Here is an 18,018-nt window from a genome sequence, read left to right on the forward strand (position 1 = left end):
GTCAGATTTGGGCGCGGCTCCGTTGCCCTGGCCCCTACCGGGCCGCACCTTCCGGCCAGCCGGGGTAGTTGGGGAGGACGAGGGGTGGGGTGAAGTCGGTGCTCAATCTGGAATATCGTTGGTCGTGACGGGACTCGAACCAGTCGTAGCACTCGTCCTTGTGTTCGCGGTTGCTGGTGGAGCTGGTGAATTGGTCAAAGACCCAGCCGCCGAAGATGTCGCTTGCGGGGGCATCGCGCGGTCCTTCGAACCGGGGGTAGGCGGCATCTGTCGGAGTGGGCGCCGTGTTGTGCATCCGTATCTCGTAGCTGGCACTCATTGGTCGGAACCAATCCGGTTGTCGGCCGTCGAAGTCGGTGTCGTAGGCGTCGGCACAGACGTAGGCGACGACAGTGGAATCGCCCGGATACCCAGCGGTGATTGTTTGAATACTCAGTATTCGGTTGAAACTTGTACCTCGGTAGGTGCGGGGTGGTACGTCTGGAGCGCTCACGTAGCGGCGATCGCTCGAGACCGTTCCGCGGGTGTCTTCGGTAGCTCGCGCGAAACCGGGGTAAGCCTGTGCTGTATCGCCGCTGCTGTTGACTATGTTGTCGGATTCTACGAATGCTCGGACGACGGTGCCTTCTTCACTGAAGAGATCGGTGCCGGGATCTGCGATCCATTGGTTGCGGTAGTCGGTCATGTAGCTCGGCAGCGTGTAGACACTTGGTGTTGCTGGTGTGGTTGCGGCTGTGAGTGTTTCGCCACTTTCCGACGGCGAGCAACCTGCGATGCCGAGTCCGAGGATGAATGTCAATGCGAGAACCGTTGCACGGTAGCTGTTTTGGCGCCGTGCATTGATGAGCAACTTATCCGACATCGTCTAGTCCGTCCCTCAAATTGGTCATGAAGGTGTCGCGATTGAATCCGCGGTATCTCAAATAGTCTTGTAAAGCACCGTCGAGTCTTGTGCTGGTGCTCGTGGATCCCGGGTCCAATGGACTGAGTGGCCGGCTCGGATCACCATCGACACGATATTCGTTCAGGGCGCGGAAATCCGAAGTCCCGTAGGCGTTGTCGAGTGCCTGAACCAATCGGTAATCGAGAAGGGTCGTCGAAGCCGAACTCTGGTCTGCGAAGTTGAGTTGTGCCGGAGGAACTTCGACCGGGGAGCCCAGGACGTGATCTTTGAGTTCGACTCCCAGCATGCTGACTGCAACGCTGGTGGGTGGTCCGAAGCCTGGGATCATGGCGGCACCGCCGGAAATCAGCCAACCGAGTTCGTCGTATGTTTTCCCACGTCTGCTGATGATGTCCTGTTGCGCCGCCGCAGCGTCACCGGTTCGGTTGAGGGCTTCTTCCTCGAGAGCACCGTCCATCAGTGCCTGCACGCGTCCCGCATATATTGCATATTGCGAAGAACCCGCGGCGATGTCTCCGCTCATGCTGGTTTCGACGAAGGTCCCTTGGAGTTGGCCCGCGGCTCCGAGCATGTTCGCATTGAAACTTGCGGCTGCGTGGGGGTCGCTGTCGATGATCGCGATCACCGATTTTGCATTGGCGAATCTGTCGTCGTAGGCATCGAGATTTTCGAAACCGAGGGTACCGGTTTGATCGGGTTCCAATCCGACGAGATTCCCGATGTACGGGGTCACCGCGGAACCGATGGATTGCGTCAACGCGGGATTCACTTCTCCGACGGATCTGTTGTCCAGGCCGGCGATGTCGAGGTAGGCACCTTTGTTGTCGGCGAGATTGTGGGCGAGTGCAAGGGCAGAGGCGCCGGCCCGTTCGGCAACAGCTGGGTTGGAGTTGGTGGCGTCGGGTCCGATCCAATCGGTGAGGCCGCTGACGGCTCGTCCGTCATCGTTCCATTCGCGGGTGAACAGATTCACCACGTCGTCCTGATGAGCGGGGGTGGTGAGGAAGTCGGCGTTCGAAGGTATGTCCCGAGTGGCAACGTCGAGGGCTTTGGTGAGGCTGGAGTCGAGCTCATCGTTGCTGACGGGCTGGTCGTCGTCGTCGAAGACCAATCGCATCGGGGCGCTCGATGAAGTTTGCGATTGGAGAGGGGCGAGATCTGCGCTGCGATCGAGCAGTGCAGAACTCAAAGCGCTGCCGGATTGTGTCGCCGGGTCTGCATTTCGAAGTATGTCCGTGAGGGCATTCGAATCGTCGAAATGGTTGACGTTCACGGTGGTGGAGTACCCGCCCGGTTGGAGTTGCGAGCTGTACGCGGGGTCGCTGAAGATTTTGCGGACATCTGGCGGAAGGTTGTCGAGGCTGCCCATGTTGCCGTTGCCGTCGGTGACGTTGGGATTGGAGACGGTGAACATGCCCGAGGCGAGGGCGCTGGGGATTCGCGCGTCGGCGGGGACATTCGCATCGGGGAAGTTGACCGTGCGGAATCCTTCGGCTCCTGCACCGATATTCTTCAGCTCGTCGAGGTCGGTATCGGCATAGAACTCACGTAGGTAGGCGAGTTGTTCCGGGTCGACGACCACGGGCCCGCCGGCAGCAAGTTGCGCTTGTTGTTCCGGAGTGAAAGTCGTCGCGGCGATCAACCGTTGCTTGGCCGCCTCGCTCTCGGGTGTTGCGCCGGGGGACTGCGCGAGAATGTCGGAGTCGTGGGCTCCCTGACCATCGAACCGAACGTGATGTGAAGGAGTGGTCGACGCTGCATCGGGGATCCCGAAATCGGCCTTGCGGTCGATGAGCGAGGTGCCTGCGGCGGTGATCTCCGTGAGGATTCTGGCGGCGCTCGCGTCGGTCTCGTCGACGTCCGTGAGTGCCGTGCCGATGCGCCACGAGTGATATTCGAGGCGGGCTTCTACTTCGCGCGGATCCGTGCTCGCCAGAGTTGCGGGCGTCGCGGTGACGGAACCGTCGTCAGAGACGGTGAAACCGTCGGCGCTCGCGTCGTCGACGCGGCTGACCAGTGTTTCGCGGGCGTACCGGAGGTTTGCCGATTGCGCTGCGACACAGCGCCCGGCGTCCCCGACTATCGCGACGGCGTCTCGCCCGAAGGCATGCTGCTGCGTTGCCGAATCCCACGCTGCGGTCGCCGCGCTGCCGCTCCAATCGCTCGTTGCGGTGTCCATGATTCGGTGCGCGATGTCGACGTTGCTGTCGAATACGTCATGTCCGCGGCCCAGGGAGCCGGCATAGTTGTCGAGGGCGTCCAGATTCCAGGATCGGATCTGCGAGATCGACAGTGTCATCGCACGTCTCCCGAATCCTCGATCCGTGCGCCGTTGGCGATGTCGACCCGGGCGAACTCTCGTGCGGAGTTTTCCAGTTTCGTGCGGGTAGCAGTGATCCCCGCTCCGATTGCGCGGCCGAGTTCGTCGACGGTGACGACGTTGTCGGCTATGGCTGCAGCGAACGCCGACCCGGCGGCTCCGGCCGAGGCGGCGGTAGCGGCCTCCGAAGCCGAGAATCCACCGAGTTCCTCGGCAGGTGCCGTCAGCCCCTCCGCAGCACTTGCCAATTCGGCTGGATCAGCTGAAAAAGTATCCATACCCATGAACGAATCCCCCCGAATTCATCTGCGAGATCACAGTGAATCGAGGATAGAGCATGCCAGATGACCCGACTTCGAGGGGTGCGTCATCGTCCTCGCGGTCGAGGGGGTTCTGTGAAAGCCCTAACGGCCCTTCTGCTTTCCGGAGAACCGGCCACCCGAACTCTTGGTCCCGCCGGTCTTGCCGCTACCCGATTTGCCACCGGCCTTGGCTTTGCCGGAACCGGCGTTGCGGCCGGAAATGTTCTTTGCGGTGCCGGCGCCCTTTGCTTTCTGACCGTTCTTCGCAGCTTCTGCGCGACGCTCGCGGGCCGCGATCTTTGCTTTGACAGAGCCCTTGATCTTTTCGGCCGGCTCACCGTTCCGGCCGCGGGAACTCTGTGCCGTGCGCCCACGCACGATGCCGATCAGTTCCTCCACCAGATCTGTGGTCTTGGACTCCAACCATGCCAAAGCCACAGGAGCTTCGGGTGCACCGTCCACCGGACGGAATGTCAGGTCCTTGCGATGGTGGAACCGCGCCAGCGAATGGGGAACAACGACAACGCCGACGCCCGCGGCTACCAACTCGATGGCATCGGCGATACTCGCGGGTCTTTCGGCGGCGGCCCTGCCTGGACGTGTCGGCCAGTCGAGTCTGTCGTCGAGCGGATCGAGCACTATTTCGTCTGCCAAGTCGTCGACGGAGATTTGTTCGACAGCGGTGAATACGTGATCTTTCGGTACCACCACCACTGGGGTTTCCGCGTACAGGGAGATCGCGCTGATACCGGTCCGGTCGATCGGCAAGCGAACCAAACCTGCATCTGCTTCACCTGCGCGAAGCGCCGCTTCGAGTTCGAGAACGGGGAACTGAACAAGCTCCAGACGCACCTCGGGGAGTCGCTCGTGCCACACCCGGACCCACTTGGTGGGCGTCACCCCCGGGGCGTACGCGAGTCGAAAAATTGCCTGACTATCCGCGTCTGTCACCAGGCAAGGCTACCGCCTTGGTAAAAGCACCCGTATCGGCTGGTTACTCTTGTTGCATGACGTCGAACAAAACTCCCCAGACGATGAAGCCGACGACGGCTGCCAAGAAGCTGGGTGTGTACCTGGAAGCAACACCTGCGCAGTTCCAGGAAGGCGACGTGACTCGTGACGAGCTGACCGCTCTGCAGACCGATCCGCCGGAGTGGCTGCTGGAGCTGCGACGCACCGGACCGCACCCGCGCCCGGTCATCGCCGCCAAGCTGGGCATTTCGATCGCCGGCCTCGCTCGCGGTGGCGTCGAAGAAGCACTCACCACGGATCAGATCGCCGCTCTCCTCGAAGAGAAGCCCGAGTGGCTCGAGAAGGAACGCGCTGTTCAGGCCGACGTGCGGGCCGAGAACGTTCGGATCAAGGAAAAGCACGCAGCTCGTCGTAACCAGCCGCGAAAAGCAAAGAGGGGCTGACGCCCCTGTGCGCCTTTTTGGTAGCGCCGACTACCAGAAAGGCGCACAGGCGCTAGCCTTCTACGACGCTGAGCTCGTCGAACACAATTTCGCCCGCAGCATCCGATTCCGGGATGTCGACAACGGCGAGCAGCGCCCAGCCGTGATCACCCTCCGGATCCTCGAGCACCTGCCGCACCCGCCAGAACTCGCCTTCTTCAGTGACCTGGAAGAGCGCCGGCCCGCGCGCTGACGGCCCGGTTCCGATCGTTGCGTACTCCTCGAAGTACGGAAGTAGTTGCTCTTCCCACTCGGCGGCGTCGATACCGTCTTCGAGGTTTTCGAGCTCGTTCCACTGCCGACGCGACGCGAGGTCGATGCGTCGGAACATCGCATTGCGCACCATGACGCGGAATGCGCGAGCATTCGCCGAGATCGGCCGCGGGATGTCGGCTCCGAACGCGACCTGGACGTCGTCCGCCTCGGCCCCGGGATCGGTCAGTGACTCCCACTCGTCGAGGAGGCTCGAGTCGACCTGACGGATCAGCTCACCCAACCACTCGATGATGTCTTCGAGTTCCTCGGTGCGAGCTTCCGTCGGGACCGTCTGCCGAAGCGCGCGGTAAGCGTCGGCGAGGTAGCGCAGGACCAGGCCTTCGGAACGGGTGAGCCCGTAGTGGCTGATCAATTCCGCGAACGTCATTGCGCGCTCGACCATGTCGCGAACCACCGACTTGGGGGAGAGCGCGAATTCCGTGATCCACGGATGGCCTCCGCGGTACATCTCGAAAGCCGGGAACAGCAAGTCCGACAAGGGTTTCGGCCAGGTCACCTCTTCGAGGAGTTCCATCCGCTCCTCGTACTCGATGCCGTCGGCCTTCATCTGTGCCACCGCTTCACCGCGGGCGAAATGCTGCTGCGCCATCAGAACCTGACGCGGATCGTCGAGCGTCGATTCGATGATCGAGACGACATCGAGTGCGTAACTGTCGGATTCGACGTCGAGAAGCTCGAATGCCGCCAAGGCGAATGGTGAGAGCGGCTGGTTGAGCGCGAAGTCGCGCTGCAAGTCCATGGTCAACCGAGCCATCCGGCCGTACTCGTCGGGTTCGTCGAGGCGTTCCACGATGCCGGCGCTGAGCAATCCGCGATACAGCGAGATCGCTTTGAGGATGTGCTTGCGTTGCGCCGGACGCGATTCGTGGTTGTCCTCCAACAGATGTCGCATCGCCTCGAAGCAGTTGCCCGGTCGGGCAATGACATTGAGCAGCATCGAGTTGCTGACCGAGAATCGCGACACCAACGGCTCGGGCGATGCGGCGACCAAACGGTCGAACGTCGCCTCGCTCCAGGACACAAACCCCTCGGGAGCCTTCTTGCGTTGAATCTTCTTGATCTTCTTCGGATCGTCGCCGGCCTTGGCGACGGCCCGCAGATTCTCCACCTCGTGTTCGGGTGCCTGGACGACGACTGTGCCCATGGTGTCGTAGCCCGCACGACCCGCACGGCCGGCGATCTGATGGAATTCGCGGGCTTTCAGATGGCGGGTGCGGACGCCGTCGTATTTGGCCAGACCGGTGAGCAGGACCGTGCGGATCGGGACGTTGATGCCGACGCCGAGGGTGTCGGTACCGCAGATGACCTTGAGCAGTCCGTCCTGCGCGAGGACTTCGATGAGCCGCCGATACTTGGGCAACATGCCGGCATGGTGAACGCCGATGCCGTGCCGGACCAGGCGGGAGAGAGTCTTTCCGAACCCGGTGGTGAAGCGGAAACCACCCAGCGCCTCGGCGATCGCTTCCTTCTCTTCCTTGGAACAGAAGTTGACGCTCGTCAGTGCCTGGGCGCGTTCGAGCGCGGCGGCCTGCGTGAAATGCACGATGTAGACGGGGGACTGGTTGGTGGTGACCAGATCTTCGATGGTTTCGCCGACCGGTGTGGTCGCGTACGAGAACATCAGGGGCACGGGGCGTTCCGTACCGGAGACGACCGTGGTGGGCTTGCCGGTACGGCGCGTCAGATCCTCGGAGAAGAAGTCGACCTCGCCGAGAGTTGCCGACATCAACAGGAACTGCGCGTGCGGCAACTCGATGAGCGGAACCTGCCACGCCCAACCGCGATCGGGTTCGGAGTAGAAGTGGAACTCGTCCATCACGACCTGGCCGATATCGGAGTTCGGGCCCTCGCGCAGTGCAAGATTCGCGACGATCTCGGCCGTCGCACAAATGATCGGCGCCGACGAGTTCACGGCAGCGTCGCCGGTCATCATGCCGACGTTCTCGGCACCGAAGACCTCACAGAGCGCAAAGAACTTTTCACTCACCAGCGCCTTGATCGGCGCTGTGTAGTACGTGCGCTTGCCGAGCGACATCGCGTAGAAATGCGCGCCGATCGCCACCATCGACTTGCCGGACCCGGTCGGCGTCGCAAGGATCACGTTTGCACCCGAGACCAACTCCATGACGGCCTCTTCCTGGGCAGGATAGAGCGTCAGACCTCGTTCGAGGGTCCACGAGGAGAAAGCGTCGAAAACGGAATCAGGATCCGCGTTGTCGGGGAGAAGTTCCGTCAGCAGCACTCGTACAGGCTAGCCGCAACCGCGGATCACGTTGCGCTTCGCTCGTCCGAGCCCATGGCGTCGAGCACTGCCATGCGGGTGGACGACGTTCCGGTGATGGTGTTCTCGCCGACGCCGGAGATCAGCATGTGACGCCAGCGGGCCTCGTCGAAAACGAGCGGCGCTGTGCTGGAAAGGAAATCTTCGACGATCTGCAGGAAACGCATCGGATCGTCGCGGAACGGGAAGTGTCCCGAGCCGCGGAAGATTTCGAGACGTGAGTTCGGCATCGCCGCGTGCGCGAGGTGAGCGTGGGAGACGGGAATGACGGAGTCGTCGTCGCCCCAGATCAGTTGAACCGGCAGATTCTCGGTCAGATAACAGCGGTCGAGCATCGTGACGACCTGTCCGCGCCAGTCCACGACTGCCCGCAGAGTACGAAGATAGGCCTCGTAGGCAGTGGGGTCGGGGAGATCAGCGAGCACTCGAATCAGGTCCGGAGTGTCGTGCAGCATGGTGCCGGGGCGCAGATTCGAACCGTGGACGACACCGGCAAGGTTTCCGGCCATCCGGACGAGCGGCATCGCGCCGGGAATCCGAAGCAGTTTGACGACCTCGTTGACCACCGGAACGGACATGAGCCGCAGCAGCGGGTGAACATCCTTGGTGACACCACCGGCCGACACCAACACGAGGCGATCGACCATGTGCGGGAACTGGTACGAGAACTGCATCGCTACGCCGCCACCAAGCGAATGCCCGATGACGGTGACGTGCTCGATACCGAGCGTCGACAGAAGATCACGCATGCCGTTGGCGTACGCGGCTACCGAATAGTCGGCGCGCGGCTTGTCGGAGCGGCCGTGACCCAACAGGTCAGGCGCGATGACGGTGTACTTCTTGGCGAGGTGGGGAATGATCTCGGTCCACGTCGACGAGTTGTCGCCGATTCCGTGCAGGAGCAGTACTGCCGGGCCCTCTCCGGCTATCCGAAATGCGCGTCGGTAGCCGTGAATGGTCCGGAACATCATCCGCGGTTCCTCGTCGGGGACCGGTCGGAGCTGACGGTTCCGTGGTCTGCTCATGTCGCCTCCTGGCTCAGCGTGAGACCACGTTGACTGTCTGCTCCAGTTGTTGAGCCGTCAACGAAAATCTCACAGAGTTCGAGGCTATCCGACGGATGTGTCCTGAACAACAGCCCAGGTAACGGAGGGGTTGCGGAATGCGCACAATGTCGAATTATGCGCTCCACCCGTCACGTTTTGGTCAGTTGTCGCCCCGATCGGCGTCTCCAGCTGAGCCGAAATCGTCGTTTCCGGCCTGTTCGGCCAGGAACTTTTCGAACTCTGCGCCGATCTCGTCGCCGCTCGGCAGGTCGGCTTCGCCGGCCAGAAGTGACGACTGTTGTTCCTGAGCGGCGACAAAAGTGTCGTATTGCCGCTCCAAAGCGTGGACTACAGTCTGAACTTCTTCGTTCCCAGCGATGTGCTCGTTAACCTGTTCCCGAACGCGTGCCGCGGCCTCACCCAAAGCCGCCAGGGGAAGTTCCAGATCCGAAACCTCGGAAACGTTTTCGAGCAAAGTCTCTGCTGCGCCCGGGTAGTCGGTCTGCGCGAGGTAGTGGGGCACGTGAACCGAGAAGCCCATCGCCTCGTGGCCGTGCTGAGACATACGAAGCTCGAGCAGGGACGACGCGCTACCGGGAACCTGCAGTTCACCGGACCAGCGCTGATGGTCCTGGATGAGGTCCTTGTTGGTCGAATGTGCTGTCACGCCCAGCGGCCGGGTGTGGGGAATCGCCATCGGAATGGCATTGAGGCCGATGGTTCGACGTACACCGAGCTGTTCGGACAGCAAGCGAACGGCCGTGGTGAAGCGTTCCCACTTGAGGTCCGGTTCCATGCCGGCGAGCAGCAGAAACGGCGTGCCGGTCGTATCGCGCAATGCGTACAGATTGAGGGCCGGTGCGTCGTAGTCGGAGAAGTGATCGGCCTTGAAAGTCATTGTCGGTCGACGCGAGCGGTAGTCGATCAGCTCGTCGACAGCAAACGACGCGACAAGTTCGGTTTCCAGGCTTTCCCGCAGATGAGTTGTTGCCAATTTCACGGCATGGCCGGCGTCGGAGTAACCCTCGAGTCCGTGAATCAGGATCGGTCCCTGGCCGTCGGCAGCCGCCAGTTGGGGCGCCGGGAATTCCAGCTCGTACATCCTCGACTGTTCGTCCATCGCAGTCCCCTTCGCTCTTCGGTCTTGATCTCAAGTGTCCACTATCGGCGCACGCTCGACAGCATCGGAGTCAGGTGCCCGACAGCACTGGATCAGACGTTCATCGGTAAGAACACCGAGTCGGTGACCGATCATTCCCGATCCGACGAGACGGGCGTTCGCCGAGAGCGAAGGCGAGCGGTATCTTTCGACACTTGGCCTGGGCGTTCGGCAGATGTCCGGTGCGCGGCTTCGGGCATGGCAGAGTGGAACACAAGGTCGGCGCGGCCGATTTGTCCGAAATGGACCGGTTGATTGTCCGGATCGGTCGAGGTCGAGTGCGGAGGCTTACATGCGAGTGTGTCCACGATCGTCCAGGCGAGTGGCAGCATGTTCGTTTGCGGCCGTGGCCGCCGCCGCACTGCTCGCGGGCTGCTCCGGATCGGTACAAGGTGCACCCGTCCCGGACTCCGCGCCCGCAACAGCCGGTGCGACCGACAGCGGCTCCGAGGGGCCGAGTACGACGGCCGCGCCCAAGACATCGGCCCCCAAATCTTCTACTCCGAAAACAGCGGCATCGCTGTCGGAATTGCTTCTCACTCCGGCGGAATTTCCCACACCGTTCGATGCCGTCGTGCTGCCGCCGCAGGCCGTTCCGATGGCAGCGCCGGATCTTGTCGGCGTCCCGCGCGGTGCCACCGTCGATCCATCCGAATGTGAGCCACCGGAACAGGACTACGGGCCGAACGGGACCGTGATGGCGGTCGGGACCGACAACGCGACGAGGGCGACCATTTCGGTCGAACTCACGAAGGTCGACGCACCACTGGGCGAGTTGGAAGCGCAAACTCGGCAGTGCCCGTCCATGACAGTTACCGCGAACGGTGTCACCACAACTGTGACTACGGAAATTCTTCCGCCCTCGCCGATCGATGCCGACAAGACGATGTCACTTCGCCGCACAGTCGTTTCCCCCAAAGCCGCAGCCGGCGATCAGACGATGCTGACCTTGATCGCGCAGGTCGGCGACGTACGGGTGGCGACAACACTGATGACGTTCGGTTCTGCGACACCGTCGACAGCACCGTTGGATCAAGCGTTCACGGCAGCCGTACAGAAGGTCAAAACAGGTAAGTGATTTCGCAGCACACAGGTCCGACAAGGAGCGGAACTGTTCGGTGCGGCGCGGTACTTGGTCCCCAACAAAAGCGGTAATCCACAGATAACTTCGAGGCAGGTGTTTTCCCTGGTCGAGCAGAGCGCCGGGTCGGGGTGATCAGCGACGGTCTGTGCATGACAACATCACCTCTTCCGGGAGAATTCGAATTCTCCGACGACGATCTTGCCGCCCTTCTCGGATGCGTCGAACGCGTCTCCGATCCAGGGGAATTGATCGCGGCAATACCCGCACTCCTGGGATTTCATCCGTCCAACTCTGTTGTTGCGCTGTCGCTGACGGGCAGCTCCGCGTCGACGCTCGGCCCGGTGATGCGACACGACTACTTTCCCAGCGCCGGGGGTAAGCCTGCGCGGCAGATGAGTGCGGCGCTGCGCCAGTTCGCCGCCGTGTGCGCCGGGGAGGGTGCGCGTGCAGTCGTCCTCGTGGTGATCACCGATTGTTCGACCGGTGAAACTCTTCTCGACGAAACCATCGAGCTGGCCGAGGTATTCGAAGACATACTCGCCGGAACCTGTGTCGAGCTGGCCGACGTATTATGCACGGCCGCAATAGAATCCGGTCAAACATGGGCGAGCGTCATGCGTTCGATTCACCGTGGCACCGTGCCTGACCCGGCATCCTCGCCGGTCGCGGCGGCACAGGTGTTGGGAGGGAGGGTCATTCGCAGTTCGCGTGAGGAACTGGTCCACTGGGTACACGGTGCCGGCCGCAATCACGAGACGATTGCGCGACTGATCGCCGGCGGAAGAGAATCGAGTGCGTACGGCGGGGGATCAGGCGGTGATGCCGCAGTCCAGCGCCGGGTCGACCTGGTGTTGGAACATGTCCGCCGTGCGGAGGCTGGCTCTTACCCGGACCCGCAGGAATGCGCAGATCTGGTGGTGGCTTTGACGAATGTTCACGTGCGTGACGTGGTGTTGGGTCTGGCGATCACGTCAGTTGCGGCAGCCGCCGAGCAATTGTGGCTCGTACTCACTCATGAAGTGCCTTCTCCCGAACGGGCTTGGCCAGCAACACTTCTCGGGTTCTTCGCATACGTGCGCGGAGACGGTCCTCTGGCAGGTGTTGCACTGTCGGCCGCACTTTCGGCCGATTCGGAACACACCTTGGCCGGATTGCTGGATTTATCCCTTCAATCCGGCGTGCGCCCCGACGGGATCCGCGACCTCGCGGCCGTCGGATTGTCCATCGGGGAATCGCTCGGAATCGGCGGCTTACCGCCGGCACTGCCGAGTGGAGGCTAGCGAGCTGCGTGCGAGCGGTCGCCCAGATCCTGGAGGAACTGCCATGCATCGGCGACGATGACATCGAGATCGGTACGCGTGGGCGTCCAACCCAACTCGGCAATCGCCTTGTCGCTCGACGCGATCAGTACGGCCGGATCACCCAGGCGTCGTGACGCGTCTTCGACGTTGATCGGCAGGCCGGTGACCCGCGCACAGGCAGCGATCACCTCGCGCACGCTGAAGCCCGCACCACTTCCGAGGTTGTAGATGCGGTGCTCGCCGGGAACCGAGGATTCGAGAGCCAGGAGATGCGCTTCGGCGAGGTCCAGCACGTGGATGTAGTCGCGTACTGCGGTTCCGTCCGGCGTGGGCCAGTCGGTTCCGAAGACCGAGATCTTGTCACGCTGCTCGAGCGCGACTTGCAGGACGAGCGGAATCAGGTGGGTTTCGATCACCCGGTTCTCGCCGGCGGACTTGTATGCGCCCGCGACGTTGAAGTAGCGCAAGCTGGTCGCGCCGAGGCCGTGAGCGATCGAGTACGAGGTGATCGCATGATCGATCGCGAGCTTTGTCGCGCCGTACGGATTGGTAGGGCGGGTCGGAGCGGTCTCCACGATCGGGGACTGCTCCGGTTCGCCGTACGTTGCGGCGGTGGAGGAGAACACGAGGCGGGGAGTACCGGAGATACGGATCGCCTCGAGCAACTCGATGGTCGTGACGACGTTTCCGCGCCAGTACTTTTCGGGGTGCAGTACCGATTCGCCGACCAGCGACTGCGCCGCGAAGTGAAGTACGCCGTCGAAAACCGGTGAGCCCGCACTACCGAGGACCTCGGCAGCCAGAGCCCCCACGTCCCCTTCGATGAACTCGGCACCGGCAGGCACCGCGTCGGCATTTCCGGTGGAGAGGTCGTCGATGACGACAACTTCGTGCCCACGCTCGAGCAACACAGTGCTGCACACACTGCCGACGTAACCGGCGCCGCCGGTGACCAGGAGTTTCATCTAATACTTCCTCAGACCTGCTTGACCTGAACGGCGTGAGCCATTTCCTCGGACAGGTCGAATCCGCTGTGACCCGGCACGATGATGGTCACCGAGCCCGGACGGGTTTCGACCGTCACCCTGGCGTCGGGAACGACGCCGGCGTCACGCAGCTGCGCGATCACCTCGGGATCGGACTGCACGTGCTCGGCGAGTCGCCGAACGACCACAGCTGTCTGTGCGCCGTGCGGAATATCGGTCAGGCGCACCAACGTTTCGGTGGTGGCAACCGGGCCGTCGAGTCCCAACTGGTCCAACCCCGGAATCGGGTTGCCGTAGGGCGACGTCGTGGGGTTGTTCAGAACGACGACGAGCCGACGCTCGACCTCCTCGCTCATCACGTGCTCCCAACGGCATGCCTCGGCATGTACGTCTTCCCATTTGAGACCGATGACGTCCACCAGCAGGCGCTCTGCCAACCGGTGCTTACGCATGACAGAGATCGCGAGATCGCGACCCTTGTCGGTGAGTTCCAGATGTCGATCGCCGGCGACCATCAGCAAGCCGTCGCGCTCCATACGCGCAACTGTCTGGCTGACGGTGGGTCCGCTCTGTTCGAGCCGTTCGGCGATCCGCGCCCGGAGTGGGACTACGCCCTCTTCTTCCAAGTCGTAGATCGTCCGGAGATACATCTCCGTGGTGTCGACTAGATCCTTCACACTCAACCCCTTCGTCAGTTGATCATTCTACCGTTCAGTTCGTGGTTCCGGTGCCGCCTCCACTGCGGCGAGTCCAGCGCATGCCCGAAATGGATTCGTGTCACTCGATCTCGGTCTCCGTAGCGGGCCACGAGTGTGGTGTGCGGCACGAAACGAGAAGGAAGTAGCGTGATCCCATGACCGCGTCGATCAGATCTGACGGGGACCCCGCGGCGTCTCGAGCGAATCGAGTCGTGGTGTGGAGTCCGGAGTACCTGAGCTATCGGTGGAGCGCCGATCACCCGATGAATCCCACCCGTCTGGATCTCACGATGGCGCTCTCGCGAAGCCTCGGACTTCTCGAGGGCATCGAGTTTCTCGAACCGAGCGCCGCGTCCGATGCCGACCTCCTCAGAATCCACACACCGGCATATCTTGCAGCGGTCAAAGACGCGGGTAACTCTGCGAACAACGGTGTGAGCGGCCAGGATGTTCCCCACGGGTTGGGTACCGAGGACAACCCCGTGTTCCCGCACATGCACGAAGCAAGTGCGATCCTCGCCGGCGGCTCGTTGGCCGCAGCGCAGGAAATCGCTTCGGGACGTACCCGCCGCGCGGTCAGCATCGGCGGCGGCATGCACCATGCGATGGCGGATTGGGCTTCGGGATTCTGCGTCTACAACGATGCGGCTGTGGCGATTTCGTGGCTGCTCGACAACGGTTACGACCGCATCGCCTACATCGACGTCGACGCGCACCACGGCGACGGTGTGCAACATGCGTTCCTCGGGGACCCCCGAGTACTCACGGTCTCGCTGCACCAGCATCCGGCAACGTTGTGGCCCAACACCGGGTGGTCGAGCGAAGTCGGCGACGGCGCGGCCGAAGGTACAGCGGTGAACATCCCGGTGCTGCCCGGGACCGTCGACGCGTTGTGGCTGCGCGCTTTTCACGCCGTCGTCCCGGGTGCCATTGCAGCCTTCCGCCCGCAGATCATCATCAGTCAGTGCGGGGTGGATTCGCACCGCGAGGACCCGCTCGCGGACCTCGCCCTTACCGTCGACGGTCAGCGTGCCGCGTTCCTGGCGATGCGCGACCTCGCCGACCGTTACTCCGAGGGACGGTGGCTGGCGGTCGGCGGCGGGGGATACGGACTGGTTCGCGTCGTGCCGAGAGCCTGGACCCACCTGATCGCGGCCGCGCTCGATCGCGAGATCGACGTCGACACAGCTGTCCCCGAAGACTGGAAGGACTCGACGAAACTTCGTGCGCCGAGCGTCGACCTCCCGCCGACCATGGGTGACGGCGGCGACGTCGCTTACACGCCGTGGGACGGCCCGGGTGGTACACCGGAGACAGGTGTCGCCTCGGTGGACCGTGCGCTCACCCGCATCGACTCGGCGATCATCGCGACGCGCCGCGCTTCGTTCCCGCTACTCGGACTCGACCCGGAGGATCCCCGTGACTGAACAGTCCGATACCGAAGCAGCCGGAGCCGGAACGAGCGGTGAGGCTCCCGCGACCGATCCCGCCCACACCTATCCGCATTCGTGGGTAGTCGACGTCCTCGCTTCCGACGGAGGTGCTGTGGCGCTGCGACCCATCGTTCCCGAGGACGCGGACAAGCTCGTCGAATTCCACGGCAAACTCTCCGAGCGCACGCGTTACCTGCGGTACTTCGGCCCGTACCCCACGATGTCGGCGCGCGACGTCAAGAATTTCACGACCGTCGACCACCACAATCGCGTCGCGTTCGTGATGATGCTCGGCGACGAGATCATTGCGGTCGGACGATACGAGCGACTCCTCGACGTAGGGGACGGCAAGTCTGCCGAGGTCGCCTTTGTCGTCGCCGACGCACACCAGGGGCGCGGCCTCGGACCGATCCTGCTCGAATACCTGGCAGCAGCAGCGGCCGAGAACGGTCTGACGATGTTCGTCGCCGAAGTCCTCTCCGAGAACCGCAACATGGTGACGGTCTTCCGTGAGGCCGGGTACCAGGTGAGTCGCTCGTTCGACGGCGGCGTACTGCGACTCGAATTTGCGATCGACCCGACGGAAGCGCTTGTTTCGGTACGTAATTCGCGGGAGCGGGCAGCCGAAGCACGCAGCATGGGTAACGTACTCAGCCCACGATCGGTGGCCGTGATCGGCGCATCGGCGGACCCTGCCAAGGTGGGTAACGCGGTGTTGACCAACCTGCTGCGCGGCGGATTCACCGGACCTGTTTACCCCGTCAATGCCGAGCATCGGTCGGTGCACGGGGTGCGGGCGTACCCGACGGTTCGTGACATCCCCGACGACGTCGACCTGGCTGTCGTGGCGGTTCCTGCGGAATCGATCAATTCGGTACTCGACGACTGCCTCGACAAGGGCGTCAAAGCGCTGGTGGTCGTCTCGTCCGGCTTCAGTGAGAGTGGTCCGGACGGGCGTTCGTCCGAACGCAAACTGGTCCACGCGGCCCGCGCCCACGGAATGCGGCTCATCGGCCCGAATGCGCTGGGCGTCGCGAACAACGACCCGGCGATTTCGTTGAATGCGACGCTCGCGCCGGTTTTGCCGGTGGCAGGCAACGTGGGCTTCTTCTGTCAGTCCGGCGCGCTCGGTATCGCCATTCTCGACGAAGCCGCGCGCAGCCGAATCGGATTGTCCGCCTTCGTTTCCGCCGGTAACCGTGCGGATGTCTCGGGCAACGACCTTCTGCAGTACTGGGATTCCGACCAGTCCACCGAAGTGGTACTTCTCTACCTGGAGAGCTTCGGCAACCCCCGAAAGTTCTCCCGCATCGCCCGTCGAGTTGCGCGGAAGAAGCCGATCGTCGCGGTCAAGAGCGGTCGGCACGCGGTTCCGCCAGTGCTTGCGGCCACCGGAGTCGAGATCGACGATTCGATCGTCCGCGCCCTCTTCGAACAGGCCGGCGTCATCCAGGTGGGCTCCATCTCACAGTTGTTCGACTGTGCGCTGCTCTTCGGATATCAGCCGTTGCCGGCCGGTCCACGGCTTGCCGTCATCGGCAACTCGACCGCGCTCGGTGTCCTTGCCGCGGACGCCGCCCGCAGTGAAGGTTTGCAGGTCAGCGACCCGGTCGACCTCGGCGCACAGGCGAGCCCGGAACTGTTCGCCACGGCCGTGCGCGACGCGTTGGCGTCGTTCGACGTCGATGCCGTCATCGCCGTCTTCGTTCCTCCCGTTGCCATACCGGTCGAGCCGTTCGCGAAAGCGCTCAAAGACGCGGTGGCCGGGTCGGACAAGCCGATTCTCACGACGTTCCTCGCGGCCGAGGGTGTGCCGGACGTCCTGGCGGTCCGTGACGAAGTCGGTAACCCGACCCGCGGTTCGGTGCCTTCCTACCCGGGGCCAGAGCGCGCCGCCCTGGCGTTGGCGAGGGCTTGGCGTTACGCGGAGTGGCGCAGCAAGCCTGCGTCGAAGGTTGTCCGCCCCGTGGGAATCGACTCCGAACGAGCCCAGAAGATGGTGGCCGATTGGCTTGAAAACTCTCCTGGTCGTTGGCTTTCGGATGTGGAAGCGGCGGCTCTCCTCGAGTGCTACGGCGTCGCCGTCGTCGAATTCCGTTCGGTCCTGAGCGAAGACGAAGCGGTAGAGGCAGCGGATGCGGTCGGTTATCCGGTCGCGGTCAAGGCAACCGGCGAAATGTGGCGTCACCGACCGGATCTGGGCGGCGTCAGGCTGGACCTGAGTGGACCGGAATCTGTGCGCCTCGCATACCGCGACCTTGCGGCCGCGTCCGGTGAACCGCTGCTGCACGTGCAGAAAATGGCGACCAAGGGCATCGGATGTGTGGTCGGTGTCCAGGACGACCCGTCCTTCGGCTCGCTGATCTCGTTCGGGCTCGCCGGTGTGATCTCGGACCTCCTCGGCGACCGTGCGTATCGCGTGCTGCCACTCACCGAGGACGCTGCAACGGAATTGATCGACGCACCCAAGGCAGCACCGCTTCTGTCCGGATATCGCAACGCCGTTCCGGTCAACAAGGGTGCGTTGGTGGATCTGGTTCAGCGCATCTCGGCGCTGGCCGACGACCTTCCGGAAGTCCGCGAACTGGCCTGCGAGCCGGTACTCGCTTCGGCCACGGGAGCGGAGATCACCGATTCACGCGTCCGAATCGGACCTGAACCGAGCGCAATCGACCTGGGGCCCAGGCGGTTGCGGTAAATACAGCGGTTGCGGTAGATACAGCGTTTGCGACAGACGCAGCGAACAACACCGGCCACCGCACATTTCCCGAGGG

Annotated in this window: 14 protein-coding genes; 5 read left to right on the forward strand and 9 right to left on the reverse strand. The window is 63.0% G+C overall.

Features of this window, described 5'->3' with window-relative positions:
- Positions 1–34: 34 nt before the first annotated feature.
- From ACFT1A_RS03155 to ACFT1A_RS03170, 4 genes are all read right to left on the reverse strand, one after another.
- Complete coding sequence (locus ACFT1A_RS03155; protein WP_378445805.1) at positions 35–862, reverse strand: hypothetical protein; 828 nt, start codon at positions 860–862, stop codon at positions 35–37.
- Positions 852–3,203: a hypothetical protein gene (locus tag ACFT1A_RS03160; protein WP_378445806.1), complete on the reverse strand. Its 2,352-nt coding sequence runs from the start codon at positions 3,201–3,203 to the stop codon at positions 852–854. Before ACFT1A_RS03160 ends, ACFT1A_RS03155 begins: the two co-directional genes overlap by 11 nt.
- Positions 3,200–3,508 (reverse strand): type VII secretion target, encoded by a 309-nt coding sequence (locus tag ACFT1A_RS03165; protein ID WP_378445807.1) that lies wholly within the window; start codon positions 3,506–3,508, stop codon positions 3,200–3,202. The genes ACFT1A_RS03160 and ACFT1A_RS03165 overlap by 4 nt, the downstream gene beginning before the upstream one ends.
- A 120-nt stretch (positions 3,509–3,628) precedes the next feature.
- The gene (locus ACFT1A_RS03170) at positions 3,629–4,477 is read right to left on the reverse strand and encodes a LysR substrate-binding domain-containing protein (RefSeq protein WP_378445808.1); all 849 of its coding nucleotides are present in this window, start codon (positions 4,475–4,477) and stop codon (positions 3,629–3,631) included.
- A gap of 56 nt (positions 4,478–4,533) precedes the next feature.
- Between ACFT1A_RS03170 and ACFT1A_RS03175 the strand changes: the two genes are divergently transcribed.
- A complete protein-coding gene (locus ACFT1A_RS03175; RefSeq protein ID WP_317553060.1) occupies positions 4,534–4,941 on the forward strand; it encodes a DUF5997 family protein in 408 nt (135 codons plus the stop codon).
- 52 nt (positions 4,942–4,993) lie between these two features.
- On the opposite strand, the gene ACFT1A_RS03180 is transcribed toward ACFT1A_RS03175, so the two are convergent.
- The 3 genes from ACFT1A_RS03180 to ACFT1A_RS03190 form a co-directional block, all read right to left on the reverse strand.
- Positions 4,994–7,498, reverse strand: a complete 2,505-nt coding sequence (locus ACFT1A_RS03180; protein ID WP_378445809.1) for a DEAD/DEAH box helicase — start codon at positions 7,496–7,498, stop codon at positions 4,994–4,996.
- Between the two features lie 26 nt (positions 7,499–7,524).
- Positions 7,525–8,562 (reverse strand): alpha/beta fold hydrolase, encoded by a 1,038-nt coding sequence (locus ACFT1A_RS03185; protein WP_019748230.1) that lies wholly within the window; start codon positions 8,560–8,562, stop codon positions 7,525–7,527.
- A gap of 181 nt (positions 8,563–8,743) precedes the next feature.
- A complete protein-coding gene (locus ACFT1A_RS03190; protein WP_378445810.1) occupies positions 8,744–9,703 on the reverse strand; it encodes a proteasome assembly chaperone family protein in 960 nt (319 codons plus the stop codon).
- 361 nt (positions 9,704–10,064) lie between these two features.
- Here ACFT1A_RS03190 and ACFT1A_RS03195 point away from each other — a divergent pair, with 361 nt between their 5' ends.
- Positions 10,065–10,820 (forward strand): sensor domain-containing protein, encoded by a 756-nt coding sequence (locus tag ACFT1A_RS03195; protein WP_378445811.1) that lies wholly within the window; start codon positions 10,065–10,067, stop codon positions 10,818–10,820.
- 155 nt (positions 10,821–10,975) lie between these two features.
- Entirely contained in the window at positions 10,976–12,106 is a 1,131-nt protein-coding gene (locus ACFT1A_RS03200; RefSeq protein WP_378445812.1) for a DUF4192 domain-containing protein, read from the forward strand.
- Here ACFT1A_RS03200 and galE read toward each other — a convergent pair.
- Both galE and ACFT1A_RS03210 read right to left on the reverse strand, forming a co-directional pair.
- Positions 12,103–13,092, reverse strand: coding sequence for a UDP-glucose 4-epimerase GalE (gene galE, locus ACFT1A_RS03205; protein WP_378445813.1), 990 nt, complete (start codon positions 13,090–13,092; stop codon positions 12,103–12,105). The two genes, ACFT1A_RS03200 and galE, sit on opposite strands and share 4 nt — an antisense overlap.
- An 11-nt stretch (positions 13,093–13,103) precedes the next feature.
- On the reverse strand, positions 13,104–13,790 hold the full coding sequence (locus ACFT1A_RS03210) for a metal-dependent transcriptional regulator (protein WP_003942150.1): 687 nt from the start codon (positions 13,788–13,790) through the stop codon (positions 13,104–13,106).
- Between the two features lie 176 nt (positions 13,791–13,966).
- Here ACFT1A_RS03210 and ACFT1A_RS03215 point away from each other — a divergent pair, with 176 nt between their 5' ends.
- Positions 13,967–15,238, forward strand: coding sequence for an acetoin utilization protein AcuC (locus ACFT1A_RS03215; protein WP_230817180.1), 1,272 nt, complete (start codon positions 13,967–13,969; stop codon positions 15,236–15,238).
- The gene (locus tag ACFT1A_RS03220) at positions 15,231–17,942 is read left to right on the forward strand and encodes a bifunctional GNAT family N-acetyltransferase/acetate--CoA ligase family protein (RefSeq protein ID WP_230817181.1); all 2,712 of its coding nucleotides are present in this window, start codon (positions 15,231–15,233) and stop codon (positions 17,940–17,942) included. The genes ACFT1A_RS03215 and ACFT1A_RS03220 overlap by 8 nt, the downstream gene beginning before the upstream one ends.
- Positions 17,943–18,018 lie beyond the last annotated feature (76 nt).

The sequence above is a fragment of the Rhodococcus sp. NPDC057135 genome, assembly GCF_042670865.1.
GTDB lineage: Bacteria > Actinomycetota > Actinomycetes > Mycobacteriales > Mycobacteriaceae > Rhodococcus_F.